This window comes from Acidithiobacillus sp. AC3 (assembly GCF_050261095.1).
Taxonomy (GTDB): Bacteria; Pseudomonadota; Gammaproteobacteria; order Acidithiobacillales; family Acidithiobacillaceae; genus Igneacidithiobacillus; species Igneacidithiobacillus copahuensis.
On the sequence record NZ_CP189838.1, the window covers coordinates 1,885,001 to 1,903,363 of the forward strand.

The 18,363-nt window shown below is 60.2% G+C and carries 14 protein-coding genes, 3 tRNA genes, 1 rRNA gene and 1 other annotated feature (1 of these 19 running past the window's edge); of the genes, 3 read left to right on the forward strand and 15 right to left on the reverse strand.

Annotated elements, in window-relative coordinates:
- The 11 genes from ACQAYK_RS09490 to ACQAYK_RS09540 all read right to left on the reverse strand — a co-directional run.
- Positions 1 to 857: ribosomal RNA gene (locus ACQAYK_RS09490) — 23S ribosomal RNA — on the reverse strand; it reaches 2,028 nt to the left of the window's first position.
- Between the two features lie 207 nt (positions 858 to 1,064).
- A tRNA-Ala gene (locus ACQAYK_RS09495) sits at positions 1,065 to 1,140 on the reverse strand.
- Between the two features lie 3 nt (positions 1,141 to 1,143).
- A tRNA-Ile gene (locus tag ACQAYK_RS09500) sits at positions 1,144 to 1,220 on the reverse strand.
- A gap of 51 nt (positions 1,221 to 1,271) precedes the next feature.
- Positions 1,272 to 1,968 (reverse strand) — a sequence feature (16S ribosomal RNA rRNA prediction is too short).
- Between the two features lie 158 nt (positions 1,969 to 2,126).
- Positions 2,127 to 2,203 (reverse strand) — tRNA-Met (locus ACQAYK_RS09505).
- A gap of 130 nt (positions 2,204 to 2,333) precedes the next feature.
- The gene (locus ACQAYK_RS09510; RefSeq protein WP_215873339.1) at positions 2,334 to 3,386 is read right to left on the reverse strand and encodes a L,D-transpeptidase family protein; all 1,053 of its coding nucleotides are present in this window, start codon (positions 3,384 to 3,386) and stop codon (positions 2,334 to 2,336) included.
- Positions 3,370 to 3,681: a Rho-binding antiterminator gene (locus tag ACQAYK_RS09515; protein WP_319643786.1), complete on the reverse strand. Its 312-nt coding sequence runs from the start codon at positions 3,679 to 3,681 to the stop codon at positions 3,370 to 3,372. The genes ACQAYK_RS09510 and ACQAYK_RS09515 overlap by 17 nt, the downstream gene beginning before the upstream one ends.
- The gene (gene serS / locus ACQAYK_RS09520) at positions 3,605 to 4,879 is read right to left on the reverse strand and encodes a serine--tRNA ligase (RefSeq protein WP_215873341.1); all 1,275 of its coding nucleotides are present in this window, start codon (positions 4,877 to 4,879) and stop codon (positions 3,605 to 3,607) included. The genes ACQAYK_RS09515 and serS overlap by 77 nt, the downstream gene beginning before the upstream one ends.
- A gap of 3 nt (positions 4,880 to 4,882) precedes the next feature.
- Complete coding sequence (locus ACQAYK_RS09525) at positions 4,883 to 6,175, reverse strand: replication-associated recombination protein A (RefSeq protein WP_215873342.1); 1,293 nt, start codon at positions 6,173 to 6,175, stop codon at positions 4,883 to 4,885.
- Positions 6,176 to 6,183: 8 nt separating this feature from the next.
- Entirely contained in the window at positions 6,184 to 7,281 is a 1,098-nt protein-coding gene (locus ACQAYK_RS09530) for an OmpP1/FadL family transporter (protein WP_215873343.1), read from the reverse strand.
- Between the two features lie 13 nt (positions 7,282 to 7,294).
- A complete protein-coding gene (gene lolA / locus ACQAYK_RS09535; RefSeq protein WP_226827074.1) occupies positions 7,295 to 7,891 on the reverse strand; it encodes an outer membrane lipoprotein periplasmic chaperone LolA in 597 nt (198 codons plus the stop codon).
- Between the two features lie 43 nt (positions 7,892 to 7,934).
- A complete protein-coding gene (locus ACQAYK_RS09540) occupies positions 7,935 to 10,265 on the reverse strand; it encodes a DNA translocase FtsK (protein ID WP_215873345.1) in 2,331 nt (776 codons plus the stop codon).
- Positions 10,266 to 10,459: 194 nt separating this feature from the next.
- On the opposite strand from ACQAYK_RS09540, the gene trxB reads away from it, so the two are divergent.
- Positions 10,460 to 11,413 (forward strand): thioredoxin-disulfide reductase, encoded by a 954-nt coding sequence (gene trxB / locus ACQAYK_RS09545; RefSeq protein ID WP_215873346.1) that lies wholly within the window; start codon positions 10,460 to 10,462, stop codon positions 11,411 to 11,413.
- Between the two features lie 3 nt (positions 11,414 to 11,416).
- A complete protein-coding gene (locus ACQAYK_RS09550) occupies positions 11,417 to 11,998 on the forward strand; it encodes a Smr/MutS family protein (RefSeq protein ID WP_255789710.1) in 582 nt (193 codons plus the stop codon).
- Positions 11,999 to 12,013: 15 nt separating this feature from the next.
- On the opposite strand, the gene ACQAYK_RS09555 is transcribed toward ACQAYK_RS09550, so the two are convergent.
- From ACQAYK_RS09555 to ispD, 4 genes are read right to left on the reverse strand one after another with little or no spacing between them, the layout of a single operon-like run.
- Positions 12,014 to 12,463, reverse strand: coding sequence for a heavy metal-responsive transcriptional regulator (locus ACQAYK_RS09555; RefSeq protein WP_215873347.1), 450 nt, complete (start codon positions 12,461 to 12,463; stop codon positions 12,014 to 12,016).
- A gap of 59 nt (positions 12,464 to 12,522) precedes the next feature.
- Entirely contained in the window at positions 12,523 to 13,605 is a 1,083-nt protein-coding gene (gene truD, locus ACQAYK_RS09560) for a tRNA pseudouridine(13) synthase TruD (RefSeq protein ID WP_215873348.1), read from the reverse strand.
- Entirely contained in the window at positions 13,598 to 14,077 is a 480-nt protein-coding gene (gene ispF / locus ACQAYK_RS09565; RefSeq protein ID WP_215873349.1) for a 2-C-methyl-D-erythritol 2,4-cyclodiphosphate synthase, read from the reverse strand. Before ispF ends, truD begins: the two co-directional genes overlap by 8 nt.
- A 10-nt stretch (positions 14,078 to 14,087) precedes the next feature.
- The gene (gene ispD / locus ACQAYK_RS09570; protein ID WP_215873350.1) at positions 14,088 to 14,795 is read right to left on the reverse strand and encodes a 2-C-methyl-D-erythritol 4-phosphate cytidylyltransferase; all 708 of its coding nucleotides are present in this window, start codon (positions 14,793 to 14,795) and stop codon (positions 14,088 to 14,090) included.
- Positions 14,796 to 14,908: 113 nt separating this feature from the next.
- Between ispD and mfd the strand changes: the two genes are divergently transcribed.
- A complete protein-coding gene (gene mfd, locus ACQAYK_RS09575) occupies positions 14,909 to 18,361 on the forward strand; it encodes a transcription-repair coupling factor (RefSeq protein ID WP_215873351.1) in 3,453 nt (1,150 codons plus the stop codon).
- Positions 18,362 to 18,363 lie beyond the last annotated feature (2 nt).

Here is an 18,363-nt window from a genome sequence, read left to right on the forward strand (position 1 = left end):
CTACCCCCGGCAGTTATATGCGACGCGCTACCTCAATAGCTTTCGAGGAGAACCAGCTATCTCCGGACTTGTTTAGCCTTTCACTCCTATCCACAGTTCATCCCCGACCTTTTCAACGGGCGTGGGTTCGGACCTCCAGTAGGTATTACCCCACCTTCATCCTGACCATGGATAGATCGTCCGGTTTCGGGTCTACTCCCTGCGACTATCGCCCTATTCAGACTCGGTTTCCCTACGCCTCCCCTCTTCGGTTAAGCTCGCCACAGAAAGTAAGTCGCTGACCCATGATACAAAAGGTACGCAGTCACCCCCGTAGGGGCTCCCACTGCTTGTAGGCATACGGTTTCAGGATCTATTTCACTCCCCTCTCCGGGGTTCTTTTCGCCTTTCCCTCACGGTACTGGTTCACTATCGGTCGGAAACGAGTATTTAGCCTTGGAGGATGGTCCCCCCATCTTCAGACAGGATTCCACGTGTCCCGCCCTACTTGTCTCATGCCTAGTACCACCCAATGCGTTTCGGATACGGGGCTCTCACCCACTACGGCCGACCTTCCCAGATCGTTCTCCTACACTTCGGGCTATCTCATGATGGCTCCTCCCGGTTCGCTCGCCGCTACTACGGGAATCTCGGTTGATTTCTGTTCCTGCAGCTACTGAGATGTTTCAGTTCACCGCGTTCGCTTTGCTGACTCTATGTATTCCATCAGCAATGACTCCTAAGAGTCGGGTTTCCCCATTCGGACATCCCCGGATCACAGCTCGTTTACCAGCTCCCCGAGGCTTTTCGCAGGTGCCCACGTCCTTCATCGCCTGTTTCCGCCAAGGCATCCACCGTATGCCCTTATTCACTTGACCATATATCCCGCAATACCTTCGCGAGATCGCTACCAAGTCCCAGAACCTGGCAACGGGCCTTCCCTTCTTCCATTGTCAAAGAACAATACTACCGCACCTTCCGGTACGTAGTGCACAAGAGACTCTCCATCCCTTCTCCACTACCTACCCAACCTCTCCTACCACTGGCCCCCACCCTTGGGCAGGCTGCCTTTCCACCAGAACATCTGGTGGAGCTGACCGGGATCGAACCGGTGACCCCCTGCTTGCAAAGCAGGTGCTCTCCCAGCTGAGCTACAGCCCCATTTGGTGGGCCCAAGTGGACTCGAACCACTGACCTCACGATTATCAGTCGTGTGCTCTAGCCAGCTGAGCTATAGGCCCAAGTCTTTCTACCGAGTGGCGTGTGTGGGGTCTAGATACCCTATTCTCTATAAAGGAGGTGATCCAGCCGCAGGTTCCCCTACGGCTACCTTGTTACGACTTCACCCCAGTCATGAACCATACCGTGGTAACCGCCCCCCCGAAGGTTAGGCTAGCTGCTTCTGGTACAATCCACTCCCATGGTGTGACGGGCGGTGTGTACAAGGCCCGGGAACGTATTCACCGCGGCTGCTGGCACGGAGTTAGCCGGTGCTTCTTCTTGGGTTCACGTCAACAGTAACCGATATTAGCGATTACCTTTTCGTCTCCCACGAAAGAACTTTACAACCCGAAGGCCTTCTTCATTCACGCGGCATTGCTTCGTCAGGGTTGCCCCCATTGCGAAAAATTCCCCACTGCTGCCTCCCGTAGGAGTCTGGGCCGTGTCTCAGTCCCAGTGTGGCTGATCGTCCTCTCAGACCAGCTATCGATCGTCGCCTTGGTAGGCCCTTACCCTGCCAACTAGCTAATCGAACGTAGGCCCCTCCAATAGCACGAGGTCCGAAGATCCCCCGCTTTCTCCCTCAGGACGTATCCGGTATTAGCCCAAGTTTCCCTGGGTTGTCCCAAACTATTGGACAGATTCCTACGCATTACTCACCCGTCCGCCACTCGCCACCAGGTGCAAGCACCCGTGCTGCCGTTCGACTTGCATGTGTTAGGCATGCCGCCAGCGTTCAATCTGAGCCAGGATCAAACTCTCTCGTTCAATCCACAACAATTCTCAAAACTTCACGTAGCATAAATACTCAATGTACATAGCAGCAAAACCACTACACACACCCAGCACCTACACCACGCTTAGGGCCTAAACCCCACACATCTCCACTCGGTTTTGAAAGAACAAAACAACATACTGCGAATATTTGGTAGCGGGGGTAGGATTTGAACCTACGACCTTCGGGTTATGAGCCCGACGAGCTGCCTGGCTGCTCCACCCCGCACCGGGTCTTACATTCTAGCCTGAATCCGATTTCAAAAGCAATACTAACTTTCTTCCTTCGTTTCCAGCCCCACCACCTCAGCGGCGAGGAAGCGAACTATACCGAGCTCACTCCCCTATTGCAAGCCCTTTTATTGCTGTTCCGGAACGGGCGTTGCTGACGGCGGTGGAGTGGCTTGATTCGCATTGTCTCCATAGGGTGCGAAGGCATAGGGCTGGGCGGGTAAAGCACTGATAACCTGCGTAAGACTGGGCGCTGAGACATCGATGCCGGTCGGCACGGTATTCGGTTTTTGCACCAGGTCGATCACGCGCTGCCAGTTCACAACAACGGCGGTGCTCATGCCTTTTTGATACTGAACGATGGCATTTACCGCGCGCTGCTGCGGCGAGAGGTCGCTCTTGTAGGCCTCAATGGGCGTAAATGCCTGCAGGTACAGGTGGCCATCGCCATTACTTCCCACCAGATAGGGTTCGTCGATGCTCCGCACGGGTGTCCCCACCTTGACCATTTTGAACAGCTGGACCTCATTTTCCGGATAGACATGGAAGCAGCCATGACTGACCCGCATGCCTACCCCCCAGGGTTTGTTGGTGCCATGGATGTAGATCTGCGACCAGCCGGTTTCCAATGCCAACTCTCCCATGGGATTGTCCGGTCCGGGGGCAAAGTAAGCGGGGATCGGCTCACCGGCCTTGGCGTGTTCTTCCTGGATGTTTTTTGGTACGGTCCAGCTCGGATCTTTGACCTTGGCGATGATGCGCGTAGTACCCAGCGGATCTGGCCATTTGGGACGGAAGATGCCGATGGGATAGGTGTAGACCACCTTTTTCCCAACCGGGAAGTAGTAGAGGCGGCGTGCCGGAATATCGATGACAATACCCTGCCAAGGAGGCGGTGGAAGAATGTACTGGGCAGGCACGAGGACGCGGGTACCTTTTCCCGGCAGCCAGGGGTCGACGCCGGGGTTGGCCTCGCGAATCTCGTTGTAGCCCACGTCGTAATGGCGGGCGATGTCGAGCAGGGTATCCTGCTGACGGGCAAGTACGACGTGCAATTGGCCGACCATATTGCTGCCTGCCGCAGGCAGGGGAAACTCTGCCGCCAACGCAACCCTGCCCGACAACAGGGATCCTGTCGCCAGGGCGAACAGTCCGAGCCATTTCCTAGGATTGAACTGCATACGCTCCCTCTATCTGTGTTAAATCAATCAAATAATCAGATCTGGAAGATGCCGATTGCACCGCGAGCAGCAACCATTCCCGCCCATAGGCAGTCCAGACATCGGTAATTGTCCCGCGCAAACTGCGGCCATTCCTAAGCTGCAACTGCAGCGGCCGACGGCGCATGGCGGCTAGTTCCAGCTCACTATGCAGCGCACAGGATATCGGCACATAGGGCTCAGCTGGCGCGGACATCAAGAAATTCTTCGCCGCGGAGATAGGGTCGCAGGGCGGGAGGAATCCGCACGCGGCCATCGGCCTGCTGATGGTTTTCCAGTAGCGCGATCAGGGTACGTCCCACCGCCAGCGCGGACCCATTGAGGGTGTGCGCCAGTTGCGGCTTGCCATCGCTATCGCGGTAGCGCAGTTGCAGACGCCGAGCCTGAAAGCTCTCGGTATTACTGCAGGAGCTGATTTCGCGATAGCAGTTCTGGCTCGGCAGCCAGACTTCCAGGTCGTACGTCTTGGCGGCCGAGAATCCCATATCGCCCGCGCAGAGCAGCATGACCCGGTAGGGCAGCTCCAGCAGTTCCAGAACCTTCGCGGCGTGGGCGGTAAGTTCTTCGAGTGCGGCTGCGGATTCTTCCGGGTGCACGATCTGCACCAGTTCGACCTTGTCGAATTGATGCTGTCGGATCATGCCACGGGTATCGCGTCCGGCAGAGCCCGCTTCCCGACGAAAACAGGGCGTGTAGGCACAGTATTTCTGCGGCAGCGTGGTAACGATCTCCTCCCGCAGCAGGTTGGTGAGCGGGACCTCGGCGGTGGGAATCAGGTAAAAATCGTCATCCCGCAGCGCAAAGAGATCCTCCGCGAATTTGGGGAGTTGTCCGGTACCGAGCAGCGACTGAGGATTGGCCAAAAAGGGCGGGGCGATCTCTTCATATCCATGTTCCTGCGTATGCAGGTCCAACATGAATTGCGTCAGCGCCCGCTCCAGGCGTGCACCCGCGCCTCGCAATACCACAAACCGTGCTCCGGCGAGCTTGACGCCCGCAGCAAAATCGAGGACGCCCAACTCGGTACCCAGATCTACGTGGTCCTTGACCGGAAAGTCAAAGCGCGGGATCTCGCCCCAACTGCGCACGCAGACGTTGCCGCTTTCGTCGGGCCCATCGGGAACGTCCGCTTGCGGCAAATTGGGTAGGGTACGCACCCACTCCTCCCACTGCGCGAGGACGGCGGTCAACTGCCCCTCCTTGTCGCTGACGGCAGCGGCGATTTCCGCGGCACGCGCCTGCTCCGCCTGGGTGTCGCGGCCCGCACGACGCGCGACGCCAATCTCCTTGGACAGGACATTGCGTTCATTGCGCAACGCCTCCAGATCGACCTGCAGGGTTTTCCGCTGCTGGTCCAGGGACCGTAGTGCCTGCACATCCAGGACATGCCCGCGCCGGGCGAGCGCCTCGGCCACCGCGGCCGTCTGGGTGCGTAACAGGTTCGGGTCGAGCATGGTTCAGTCTCCTGATCTTTTCCGATGAGCAGCGATCCAGGCAAGACGCTCGCCCATGGTCTTCTCAAAGCCCCGCTCCGTGGGGGTATACCAGCGGCCGTCCGCCATACCTTGGGGCAGATAAGACTGCCCCGGCGCGATGGCATCGGGAAAATCGTGATCGTATTGATATTCCCGTCCATAATCCAGCTCCCGCAGGAGCCGGGTCGGCGCATTGCGCAGATGCAGGGGAACCGGCCGGCTGCGTTCGCGGCGAACCTGCGCGCGCACTGCGTTCCAGGCCAGCTCTATGCGGTTGCTCTTGGGGGCGCTGGCGAGATAGACGGCAGCCTCGGCCAGAGCGAGCTCGCCCTCGGGACTGCCGAGAAACGCATAAGCGTCACGCGCAGCGATGGCGATACTGAGGGCACGCGGATCCGCCAGGCCGACATCCTCGCTGGCCATGCGCACCATGCGCCGGGCCAGATAGAGCGGATCGGCGCCCCCATCGAGCATCCGCGCCAGCCAGTACAGAGCGGCGTTGACATCCGAACCGCGCAGGGACTTGTGAAAGGCCGAGATTTGGTCGTAGAACTGCTCTCCGTGGCGATCGAAGCGCCGCCAACTCTCGCCAATGGCCTGCTGTACCTGCTCCATGGAGATTTCGCCGTTCTCACTCCCGTTGGCGGCCAGCTCGAGAATACCAAGCAAACGCCGGGCGTCACCATCGGCGGCGTCAATGAGCAGCGCGCGGACGGCGGCGCTGACAACCAGATTCTGTTCCCCCAAACCTTTCCCTGCATCCTGCAACGCCCGCTCGAGGATCTCTCCCAAGGCGGCAGTATCCAAAGGCTGGAGAACGTACACCTGCGCCCGCGACAACAAGGCAGAGACCAGGGCAAAACTGGGGTTTTCCGTGGTTGCGCCGATCAAGGTAAAAATGCCGTCCTCGACATAAGGCAATAGCGCATCCTGTTGTGCACGGTTGAAGCGATGGATTTCGTCGACGAAAAGCAAAGTGGCCTGCCCACACTCCCGAAACTGCCGTGCCTTTTCGGCGACTGCGCGCAACTCCTTGACGCCGCTGTCCACCGCCGAAAGCGTAACGAACTCTACCTGGGACTGCGCTGCAAGCAGGCGAGCGAGGGTGGTCTTGCCCGAACCCGGCGGGCCCCACAGGACCAGGGACGGTATTGGGCCGCCCTCATCGAGAACGGCCCGGAGGCTACCCCCTGCCCCGAGTAGCTGCGGCTGACCAACGAACTCGGCAAGACTGCTGGGCCGCATGCGCGCGGCCAGAGGGCGTCGATCAGGCATTCAAGACATCAGAAATTGCGCGCCAGGGCCAGCCCGAGGGTGAAGGCACTGGCCTTGTAGGATCCGCTGGGTACCGTGCCAGCATCCGGAAGAGGGAATGGCGCGCCGCCAGCGGACCCGGACAAGGCGTAGCTGGCGCCGATGTCGTAATGCCAGGGCCCAAGGCCAATCCCCAAGCCGAAGGATGCCGAGTTGGATGCCGTTGCCGGCACCGCAAGCTGCACCGCGTTGGCTCCCGCCGGGCTGTCGGTATGGGCAATACCACCACGGATTTCCAGGTCCTGATTCAGGTGGTAACTGAGACCCACATGGTAGCCCAGGGCGGACTTCCAGCCCAGGTTGCCATAGTACGGCAGTTTTGCGTTTGCCCAGTTGGTCCAGTCAACATCGAGCTCGGTGGCAAAGGAGGGTGTCCAGCGATAGCGAAAACCGGCCTGCAGCCTGCCCGGCAGCTCAATTTTGCCCGCACCGGCAGAGAGGCTGGCGGGAGAAATATAGCTCAACCCGAAATTATAGCCCTCAGTGCTGTAGAGCAGGCCGATGCGACCCCCGACGCCACTGCCGTCTGCCGAGAGGGTACCGAATTTACCGCCAATGCTTTGGTAGTAGTCGAGCCCAACCGCCACACTGAGGTCGGGCAGCAACAGGTAAGCGATGCTCGGATTGATATCAATGATGCGCAGTTGATTCTGGAGGTATGGACTTCCCTCGTACAGGGCATTGGGCGCCCAACTGTCGCGCAGGATATAGGGAGAAGTAATCCCAATACCCAGCGCCAGCGGCATGCTGTCGAAGCGATGGGTATAATAGAGATCGGCAAGGATACTGGTATTGGTCTCCGCGCCGATATCGGTGCTGCCATTGGCGTAGTTATAGGAGGGACGCTGGGCCACTAGCTCAATGGCTGCCCGATTTCCAGAGAAAAAAGCCATGCCTGCCGGATTATAGGAATAATCACTGACTGCTTGCCCGTCGGCCACCACCGCCCCGGCCTCCGACAGGGCCGCAACACCGGTCGGTACCGCGAAGCTGTTGGCGTAGGCTAAATCGCAAGCAGCAGAAATGACCAACGTGCTTAAGGCATAAACAACCAGGGTCTTACGCATGACTACTCCAAATTTAAGGATTTTTGAGAACGTCTACCCCGGCCGGCGGAGTAAAATGGAAGATCTTGTCGGAAATGGGGACATTCACGCGGACATGTTCGAAATGCAGGACGGTTTCCTGCTGGAAGGCATCTTCCATCAGCATTTCGCGCAACTGTCCAGCGTTGTCAAAGCCCATCTGGATGGAAGTAAAGCCTTGGTTTTGCCCTTTTTCCGGTTTGAGCAAAACCCATTGCAGGCCATTTTTTGCTGGCAGCGAGCTGATCTGAAAGTCTGTCGGCAGTACATCGCGTCCGGCGATCAGCGCCGCCGGGGTGCTGCCCAGAACCTTGCCCAACGGTTGTACCGTGACCTGCTGCAGAGCGGGCTCATAGAGCCAGACCTGCTGGCCATCGGAAACGATCATTTGCCCATTTTTGCCGGCGTAATTCCAGCGAAAACGCCCAGGCCTGGCAATCCAGAGTTGTCCGCTGGCACGTTGTTCGACGACGCCACCATGGTTGAGCACTTCCTGCTGAAAATCAGCGGTCACGGTCTTGCTGGACTGGAAGAATTTTTCCAGCAGCGCGCCAGGCTCGGCAGCGAACAACGGCAGGCTCACGCCGACCATCAATAAGCATCCGAAAACGGCGGAAACACAAAGTCGCACGAGATCAGTCGCGCGGCGGGGCAGCAGCATGCACTTCTCGACTACCATTGCTTTGTAGGGGACCAACAATGCCCACCCTCTCCATTTCCTCGATCATTCGAGCCGCTCGATTATACCCGACTTTGAGCTGCCGCTGCACATAGGAGATGCTCGCCTTGCGGCTGCTGGTGACAATCGCGACGGCCTGATCGTAGAGCGGATCACTCTCCGCATCGTTGTCGCCGCCCTCCCCCATTCCCGCATCATCGCCAGAGCCCGACAGAATCTCTTCGTCATATTCTGGAGCACCCAGCTGCCGCAGGCTCTCGACTACCCGATGCACCTCATCGTCACTGACGTAGGCCCCATGCACGCGCAGGGGATAACCACTGCCAGGGGGTAGATACAGCATGTCGCCTTGCCCCAGCAGCGTTTCCGCACCCATCTGGTCGAGAATCGTGCGTGAATCGATGCGCGACGACACCTGGAAGGCAATGCGTGTGGGAATATTGGCCTTGATCAGGCCGGTAATCACATCTACCGATGGACGCTGGGTCGCCATGATCAGATGCAGGCCAGCCGCTCGCGCTTTCTGTGCCAGGCGCGTGATCAGGGTTTCCACCTGTTTGCCGACCACCATCATCAAGTCGGCAAATTCATCGATGACGACGACGATGGCCGGCAGCGGACGCAATGCAATCGGCTCGTCATTGAAGTCTTTGTCAGGTCCCGGCAGGGACTCACCACGCGCCTCGGCCTCTTTCAACTTCTGGTTGTAGCCCGCCAAGTTGCGCACACCAGCGTGCGCCATCCACTTGTAGCGCCGTTCCATTTCCGCGACGCACCAGCGCAGGGCATTGGCGGCCTCCTGCATGTCGGTGACTACCGGCGCGAGCAGGTGCGGGATCCCTTCGTACACGGACAGCTCCAGCATCTTGGGATCGACCAGAATCATGCGCACTTCCTGCGCGGTGGCCTTGTACAAAATGCTCAGGATCATGGCATTGACGCCGACGGATTTCCCAGCGCCAGTGGTGCCAGCCACCAAGAGATGGGGCATCCGCGCCAAATCCGCGACAATCGGCTGACCGCCGATATCCTGCCCCAAGGCCAGGGTCAAGAGGCTTTTGCTCTGTGCGAAGGCGGCGCTACCGAGGATTTCGGAGAGACGGACCACACGCCGCTTCGGATTTGGGACTTCAATACCCATTGTCGCCTTACCCGGAATCGCTTCCACTACCCGTACCCGGGCGGTAAGAACGCGCGCCAGATCCTTACTCAGGCCGGCGACCTGACTCACCTTGACGCCAGCCGCAGGTTCAATCTCGTAGCGGGTAATGACCGGGCCAGGGTGCGCGTCCACAACCTGGGCACTGATACCAAAATCCGCGAATTTTTCCTCCAGAAAACGGGAGCGCGCCGCCAGTTCTTCGGACGAGGGAACTAAAGCGGGGTCATCGGCTTCGGGCGCATCCAGCAAGGAGAGTTCGGGCAGGCCATCGGCGCGTGGGGGGCCTACGGGAGCCGGTAAGGGTAGCTGCTCCTTGCTGGCGGTCACTGCCTTCGACGGGGATGGGGAGGCCTTCCTGCGCGCGGGGAACGGGCGCTCTGGCTCGAGAACTTGCGACGCGGCGGACGGCTGCGCGGCGACTTCGGGAGCCGCAGCACAGTTCTTATCAGCTTTTACCGGAACCTGTCGTCGCCAGCGCGGCAAGCGCAACGAGAAGCTCGGCGCGCGGGGCAAGGAAAAACGGGGGAGCGATAGAGCGCGCAGATGGCTCGCCCAATGTGCAGGGCTTGTCCGCGTTACGAGAGCAGCGCTCAGCACACTCAAGGCGAAGAAAATCAGCCCAGTACCCACGCTGCCAATGACAGGAGAAAGTAATCCCGCAAGGCCCGCACCAATGATCCCGCCAGGACTCTGCCCCTTCACCGGCCACCACATCAGTGGCCAGAGCAAGGCCAGCAGCACGCTAAAGGCCGGGAAAAACAGGATTCCGCCGAGGATGCGTAGGCGCGGCAGCGGATGTTGCCAATGTAAGCGCCGCAGCCAGAGCCAACAGAAGGCCAGGAGCGCGAAGGGAAGCAACCAGGCAGCAATCCCAAAAATCTGCACCAGGAACGCGGCCAACTCGGCACCCAGCTCGCCTCCCCAATTACGTGCAGGCTCTCCCCGACCACTGGTGAACCAGCTGGGGTCAAGCGGATGAAAACTGATCAAGGAAAGGAGAGCGAACAGACTCAAGAGCAGCAAGACAAAGAGCAGGAGCTCCCGACGCCAGGGATACCCGCTCGGCTTCGGCCTGTTCTCCCGCACCGAACCATTCACTGCTGCTGCGCTGCGTGCTTTCGACATGCCCGCAAGCTATCCGAGACTTCCCTTTTCTGTCAAGGGATTAAGACCGAATCTTTAGTAATATTCTGAAAGCGAAAGGGATGTCTGCCAGGGCTTGACAGGTCATAGGGTAAGCTTCCACTGCGTTTCTGACTCTGCCGTGACCAGGGAAGGAGTGCTACAATTGCGAATATTTCCTTTCGACAGGAGCGGTCATGGCAGACGACAGCAAGCACGCGCGCTTACTCATTCTCGGTTCCGGTCCCGCAGGCTACACGGCAGCGATCTATGCCGCTCGGGCCAATCTACGACCGGTGCTCATTCAGGGCATGGAACCTGGGGGCCAACTGATGACGACCACCGATGTGGATAACTGGCCGGGAGCGGCCGATGGCATTCTCGGTCCGGAGCTGATGGCGGAGCTCGAAAAGCAGGCGCGCCGCTTTGATACGGAGATCATCTTTGACCATATCAGCGAGGCCAATCTCGGGGAGCGGCCCTTTCGCTTGCAGGGCGATCAGGGAAGCTATACCTGCGATTCTCTGATCATCGCCACGGGTGCCTCAGCCAAATATCTGGGCCTGGAGAGTGAGGAAAAATATCGTGGCAAAGGAGTTTCTGCCTGCGCCACCTGTGATGGGTTTTTCTACCGGAATCAGGATGTCGCCGTCGTCGGTGGTGGCAACACCGCGGTCGAGGAAGCGCTGTACCTCAGCAACATTGCCAAGACGGTGACCGTCATCCATCGGCGTGACAAATTCCGGGCGGAAAAGATTCTGCAAGACAAGCTCTTTGCCAAAGAAAACGTGAAAGTGATCTGGAATTATCAAGTGAGCGAAGTTCTGGGTGACTCCTCGGGGGTTACTGGATTGCGCTTGGCATCTGCAACAGACGACAAGACGCAAGACATTGCAGCGACCGGCGTATTTATTGCCATCGGCCATCAGCCCAATACCCAGCTTTTCAAAGGACAGCTGGAAATGGACGAGACCGGGTACCTGATCGCCAAGGGCGGTCGGGAAGGGTTTGCGACTATGACCAGCATCGCTGGCGTGTTTGCTGCAGGCGATGTGCAGGATCATGTCTATCGTCAGGCAGTAACCAGCGCCGGGACGGGCTGTATGGCCGCCCTAGACGCGGAACGCTGGCTGGAGCAGGCCAGCGCCTGATGCGTGGCGCGGCGCTCAGCACGGAAAAGGGCAAGAGCTAATCCCGGATTCTTTCTTGCCGATGACGAACGAGAGGAGTTTCGCTCCGCTCTGCGGGATGTGCGGCTGTTCTCAGCCCCGGAGCCGCCGCCACGGGCGCCGGCTCCGGAACCAGAGGCACACCAAGCCACTGCTGATGAACTGGCCGTATTGGCAGACCTGGCGCGTGGCAACAAAGAGGAAAATGATTGGTGGACAGGCGATGAGTGGGTATATCTGCGCCCCGGATTGCCCGAGCGGCTACTGCGGGACCTGCGTCGTGGAAAAATTCGCGTGCAGGCCGATCTCGATCTGCATGGACTACGAGTAGACGAGGCCCGTGCGGCCGTCGCCGAGTTTCTCGCCGAGTCTCGCCGGCAGCGCTGGACCTGTGTCCGCATCGTGCACGGCAAGGGCTATGGTTCACCAGGACAGGTGCCCGTCCTCAAACGCTTAGTCGGACACTGGCTGCAACGCCACCGCGAAGTACTGGCCTTTTTGCAGGCCGGACCAGCCGAAGGCGGCTCCGGGGCCCTGCGGGTCTTACTGGGCGAGCTTCGCCGCTGACGCCTGATGGACTTTTCAGCGCGCCTGAGCGGCCGGGGCAGGCGGCAAGTCGGTGGCGCGCTCTGCCCCAGCAAGCGAGGCCAGGATCGGGCAAGCCTCAACAGAGCCATGGCCGGGGCAACGCTCACTGACCTCGTGCAGGGCCGAGCGCATCCGCTCCAGATCTGCAATTTTTTCCTCGATGTCGGCGATCTTGCCCTGGGTAATCTGCTTCACCGCCGCCATGTCGTTTTCCGGATGGCTGTTGATGTCGAGTAGCTCCTTGACCTCCGCCAAGGAAAAACCGAGATTCTGCGCCCGGCGAATAAAACGCAAGCGCGCTTCCGCCTCGTTGTCGTACAGTCGATAATTGGACTGCGTCCGTTGCACCGGGCGAATCAGCCCGATTCGTTCATAATACCGCAGAGTTTCCGCTGCCAATCCCGCCTCGCGCGCCAAACGCCCAATGGTCACGTGGTTTTTCATATCGTTCCTTCCTGGTTTTTGCCCTGCAAACGAGTAGTTTATCGTAAAGTATGTACTTGCTACGGACAAGGGTCCGAGCTCATTTTTTCCGACTTCACCCCAAGGGCTTCCAGCAACACCGTGGCATAGGAGCCTTGCGGTAGAAAGAACTGGAGAACAATTTCCCCAGCTTGCGGCGCATGAACGGACATATCCTCCGGACGGCAGCGCAAGGCTCGTCGTGCTGCGTCCAAGCCCTGACTGGCCAGCGCCGCTGCCCAGGCCATACCGTTGCCGGGAGAATCGTCGCCGCCATGCCAAGCGGCAAGGATTTCCGCTTCCAGTTCGCCTACCAGCCCTTTGCTTTGCCCCGCAGCTTTACCCGGCAGTGGCCCGGTGGGATGGAGATCCCAGGCATCGGCGCGGGCCTGCAGCTCCGCGAGCTCTTCTGCGCCAGCCCGAAACTGGCTATGCGTCCCGGCCAACTGGATGATCTCACCGGGCAGGATGCAGTTCCAGCTTTTCTGTCGCACCCGCTCGGCAAGAACCAAGTTGAATAGCGCGGAGCGCGCCGTCGACCACAAAAGCGCGCGCAGATGATGTGGCATACGTCCACGCCGCCCACCAGTCAGCAGGCGCCCGGCAGCGGCCAGATTATCGTGCCCGAAGCGTTGCGCCCCGAAATAGTTGGGGAAACCCTGTTGCGCCAAAACCCGCAAGGCGTTTTCCCAGGCGGTGCTGTCGTTGGCGTCGCGTACATGTATGCGAAATCGATTGCCGCGATGCACACCGCGCCGTAGTTTGCGTCGATGCCGGTCGATGGCGAGAATTTGCACCCCCGCAGCGGCGAACTGGCCCCAATCGAGTTCCTCACGGCCAACGAGCGGCACGGTAAAGGCTTGTCGGGTACGGGCTTGGTAGTCCTTTAGACCGGCGTAGCCAACGTCTCGGGCGGGGACGCCCGCAAAGCGCGCGAGCAGCCGTGCGACCTCCTCGGTGTGGCGCCGCGTCTTCTCGACCCAGAGCCAAGCATGGTCGCCCTCGCCATCGGCAGCAAAAGGCAACACCTCTTCCACAAAAAAGCTTTCGGGGGAGGAACGAAAGACGCCTTCCGGGCGGGCAAGCGCCAGCTCCGGATACCACCGATCGGGGATCTCAGACATCCCGGATGAGGCAGATAGCTTGGGCGGCAATGCCTTCGCCACGGCCGGCAAAGCCCAACTGCTCTGTCGTCGTCGCCTTGACACTGACCGCAGGGAGCGGAATCTGCAGGTCACTGGCGAGATGTTCCCGCATCTGGGGAATATGCGGTGCCAATTTGGGGCGTTGACAGATGAGGGTCGAATCGACATTGACGATGCGATAGCCCTCCTGCTGCAGCAAGCTGGCGCAGTGACGGAGCAGTAGACGCGAATCGGCACCGGCAAAACGGGGATCGGTATCCGGGAAATGTTTGCCGATATCCCCCAGGGACGCCGCGCCGAGCAGTGCGTCGCAAATGGCGTGGATGAGGACATCGGCATCGGAATGACCGGCCAGGCCGAGTTCATAAGGCACCCGCACACCGCCCAGAATCAGGGGGCGATCTGCCACCAGTGCATGCACATCAAAGCCCTGTCCTACGCGAATCTCCATAGTTCTCCTTTCACGACCCACGCGCGGCCAGAATAGCCTCAGCCAAGGGCAAATCTTCGGGATAAGTGATTTTGAGGTTATCGGCGTGGCCCTGCACCAGAAGGGGGTGCCAGCCGCGCCGTTCCATAGCCGAGGCCTCATCGGTCACCGGGGCACCCTGCTGCTCGGCATCGTCAAGGGCTTCGAGCAGCGCACCCAGGGGAAAGGCCTGGGGAGTCAGGGCACGCCAGAGATGACTACGTTCGACGGTGGCCACCACATGCTCGCCCGCGGCACGCTTGAGGGTATCGGCTACCGGCAAGGCCAGCAAAGCCCCTTGTGGGGCTCTGGGCAAGGCATCCAGGAGCGCATGCAGATCGCCCCGTTGCAGGCAAGGGCGCGCCGCATCGTGGACCAGCACCCAGTCCTGCGGCAGGGCGCCATGTTCCAGAAGCGCGCGCAGGCCGAGTCGCACCGAGTCCTGGCGCTGCGCTCCACCTACCACCGGGGGCAGAAAGCTTCGGCTTTGCGAACCGAGAAGCTCACGCCAGGCGCCGGTGGCGAGATCTGCGCCGGGCAACACCAGTTGTACGCCACGAATGCGCGGCTCGATCAGAAAGGGCTGCAGGGCATGGGCAAGCACCGAGCGACCGCGCAGTTGCAGATATTGCTTGGCGACGGCACCACCAAATCGCTGCCCGCGTCCACCGGCGGGGATCAAGGCCCAGATTTGTTCCATGCACATCCTCCTGATCGCTGCGCCAGCATACCCGAATGACCGCGACTTTTGCAGTTTTTTCTTGGCCTGCATAGACTGTCGCCTTGGCTTTTTGAGGATGTGCTGTCTTGCTGATGGATTGGCTCGGGTCACTGGTCCTCCAACCCGGAAAAACCGCTACCCTGCCGCCGGCGCCGGGGGCCGCTCAGGCCCTGTTGGCGGCGGCCCTACAACGCCGCTTGCAGCGCCCGATCCTGTTGATCGTCAATGCCAGCCGCGCGATAGAAGAATGGCAACGGGAATGGCAATTTTTCGCGCCGGAATTACCTGCACCGCTGGTTTTTCCCGATCGGGAAGTGCTTCCTTACGATCGCCTGAATCCGCCGGCCGAGATCAGTACCGCGCGGCTGGCCACTCTCGCGGCCCTGCCGCACTGGCGGGGACTGATCATCGCCCCGGCCAGCGCAGTGCTGCAGTTTCTGCCGCCACCGAGCCATCTCGATCGTCATGCGCTGTGGCTCCACCTGGGGGCGCGCTTGCCCCTCGAATCCTTCCGCCAGCGTGCCATCGATGCCGGCTATCAGAGCGTAAGCGAGGTGTCGGAAGCAGGGGAAATCGCCTGGCGCGGTGGCATCATCGATATTTTCCCGAGCGGCAGCCCTCTTCCCTATCGGATCGAGCTTTTTGGCGACGAGATCGACAGCATTCGTGCCTTCGATGTGGAAACCCAGCGCAGTCTCGGCAAAGTGGAAAAGGTAGAGTTGCTGCCGGCACGCGAAGTTCCGACTGCCAGCGAGGATCTGCAACGCTTTCGCGCACAGTTTCGCGCCCGCTTCAGCGGCGACCCGCAACAGGCGGAGATCTACCGTGCCGCCAGTCGCAATAGTATACCGGCGGGTGCCGAGCAATACCTACCTCTGTTTTTTGAAGCTTGCGGCGACATCAGTAATTATCTGCCGAAGGACAGCATCGTGCTGGAGGAGTCCGGGCTTGCGGCCGCAGTTCAGCAATTGCGCCAGGAATGGCAAGAACGCTATGCCGAGCGCAGCAGCGATCGTGCCCATCCCATCCTGCGGCCTGACGAACTGTTGCTGAGCGAGGACTCTTGGCAGCAACGATTAGCGGCCTACCCCATTTTGCGGCTCAGCGAACAGGTGCAGGGCGAGGCGCAAGGCTTTCTGCCTCCGCCTTCCCTACAGGGCAACAGTGAAAATCCTTTGCTCGGCCTCGAGCGCTTTCTACAAGAGCTTCCCGGTGGTGCTCGCGTAGTGCTGGCGGCGGAATCCGCTGGACGCGCCGAAGCGGTGGGCGAGCACCTACAGCGCCTGGGCGTCCCGGTGCAACGAGTCGGCAACTGGTCCGAATTTTCCGCTGGGTCCGCCTCCCTCGCCCTCGCGGTGGCGCCGCTGGAACGGGGACTGTTGCATCAGCAGCGGGGACGTATCGATCTAGCGTTGATCTCGGAAGCGCAGATCTTTGGCGATCGGGTGTTTGCCCAGCGCCGTGGCGGCCGAGCACGCCAGCGGAGCATGGAAAATCTGCTACGCGATCTGGGAGAACTGCAGCCCGGCGATGTGGTAGTCCATGAGGATTACGGCATCGGGCGCTTTCTGGCGCTGGACACCCCCTTTGCCGGGCAAGGAGACGTCAACGAGTACATGAGTATTGCCTATGCCGGCGATGCCAAGGTCTATGTACCGGTGGAACAACTCGACCGCGTCAGCCGCTTTGTCGGCAACAGCGAGGAAATCGAGCTATCGCGTCTGGGAAATGCGCGCTGGAGCAAGGCCAAGGCCAAGGCGCGACAGAAGGCGATCGATGCCGCCAGCGAGCTGCTCGACATCTACGCGCGCCGCGCCGCGCGCCCTGGAAGGAGCTTCCCGGCGCCGGACGACGCCTATTGGGACTTTGTTTCCCGCTTTCCCTTTGAGGAAACACCGGACCAGCAGGCCGCCATCGATGCCGTTCTCGACGATCTGCAACGGCCGCATCCCATGGACCGCCTGGTCTGCGGCGACGTCGGTTTTGGCAAGACCGAGGTGGCCCTGCGTGCCACCTTCCTGGTCGCTCACAGCGGCGCCCAGGTGGCCATTCTTGTACCCACCACCCTCCTCGCCCAGCAACATTTCGAAAACTTTCGCGATCGCTTTGCCGGGCTGCCCATCCGCGTCGCCATGCTCTCCCGTTTTCAGAAGGGCAAGGAACGTAGCGCGATCCTTGCGGATACCGCCGCCGGCAACATTCAGGTCCTCATTGGCACCCATCGCCTGCTCCAGGGCGATGTGCAATTTGCCGACCTGGGACTCCTGATTCTCGATGAGGAGCATCGCTTTGGCGTGCGCCATAAGGAAAAGATCAAGGCCCTGCGCAGTGAGGTGGATGTACTCACCCTGACGGCAACCCCCATCCCCCGCACGCTGAATCTTTCCCTGGCGGGACTGCGCGACCTGTCGCTGATTGCCACGCCGCCGCAGCGCCGGCAACCGGTACGCACCTTTGTGCAGGAATTTGCCGAAGACACCATTCGCGAGGCCTGCCAACGCGAGCTGCATCGCGGTGGGCAAATCTACTATCTGCACAACGAAGTACAGGATATCGAGCGCAGCGGTAAATTGCTGCAACGCCTGCTGCCGGAGGCGCGCATCCGCATTGCCCACGGGCAGATGCCGGAGACCGAACTGGAGGCGGTGATGCTCGATTTTTATCATCAACGCTTCGATCTGTTACTCTGCACCACGATCATCGAATCGGGCATCGACAATCCGCGTGCCAACACCATGCTCATCGATCGTGCCGACCGCTTCGGCCTGGCGCAGCTGCATCAGCTGCGGGGGCGCGTCGGGCGTGGACATCAGCGGGCCTACTGCTATCTCTTCACCCCCGATCCACGCGCCATGACTGACGACGCCAAACGACGCCTCGACGCCATCCAGTCCCTGGAGGAGCTTGGTGTAGGGTTTGCTCTGGCCAGTCATGATCTGGAGATTCGTGGTGCCGGCGAGCTCCTGGGCGATGCCCAGAGCGGACACATGGATGAAGTGGGCTTTACCCTGTTCATGGAGTGGCTGAACGACGCCGTTGCCGCCATCCGCGCCGGCAAGGATCCGCAAAGTCTGGCGGAAAAACAGGCGGAGGGGCCACAGATCCATCTCAACACCCCGGCGCTCATCCCCTCCGATTACTTGCCCGACGTGCAACTGCGTCTGCAGCTCTATAAACGCCTGGCCAATCTGCGCAAGAGCGAGGGGATTGGTGCGATCATGGTAGAGATGGTGGATCGCTTTGGCACCCTGCCGGATGCCGTCAAGACCCTGCTCTGCCAGACGCAACTGCGGATTCTCGCCGAGAGCCTGGGCATTACCGCTATCGACGCCGGACCACAGGGCGCCCGCTTGACCCTGAGCGCACGGCATCGCTTGCCAGTGGACCGCCTCTTACAGAAGATCCAGAAGGAATCGCAGACCTTCCAGCTCGAGGGTCAGGACCGCCTGCGCATCCGTCGTACCCTGCCCGACGGCCAGACGCGATGCGAAGCCCTTCTTACGCTCATCGACGAACTCAATGGCCCTGACTCAAGCAAGGAGTAAAA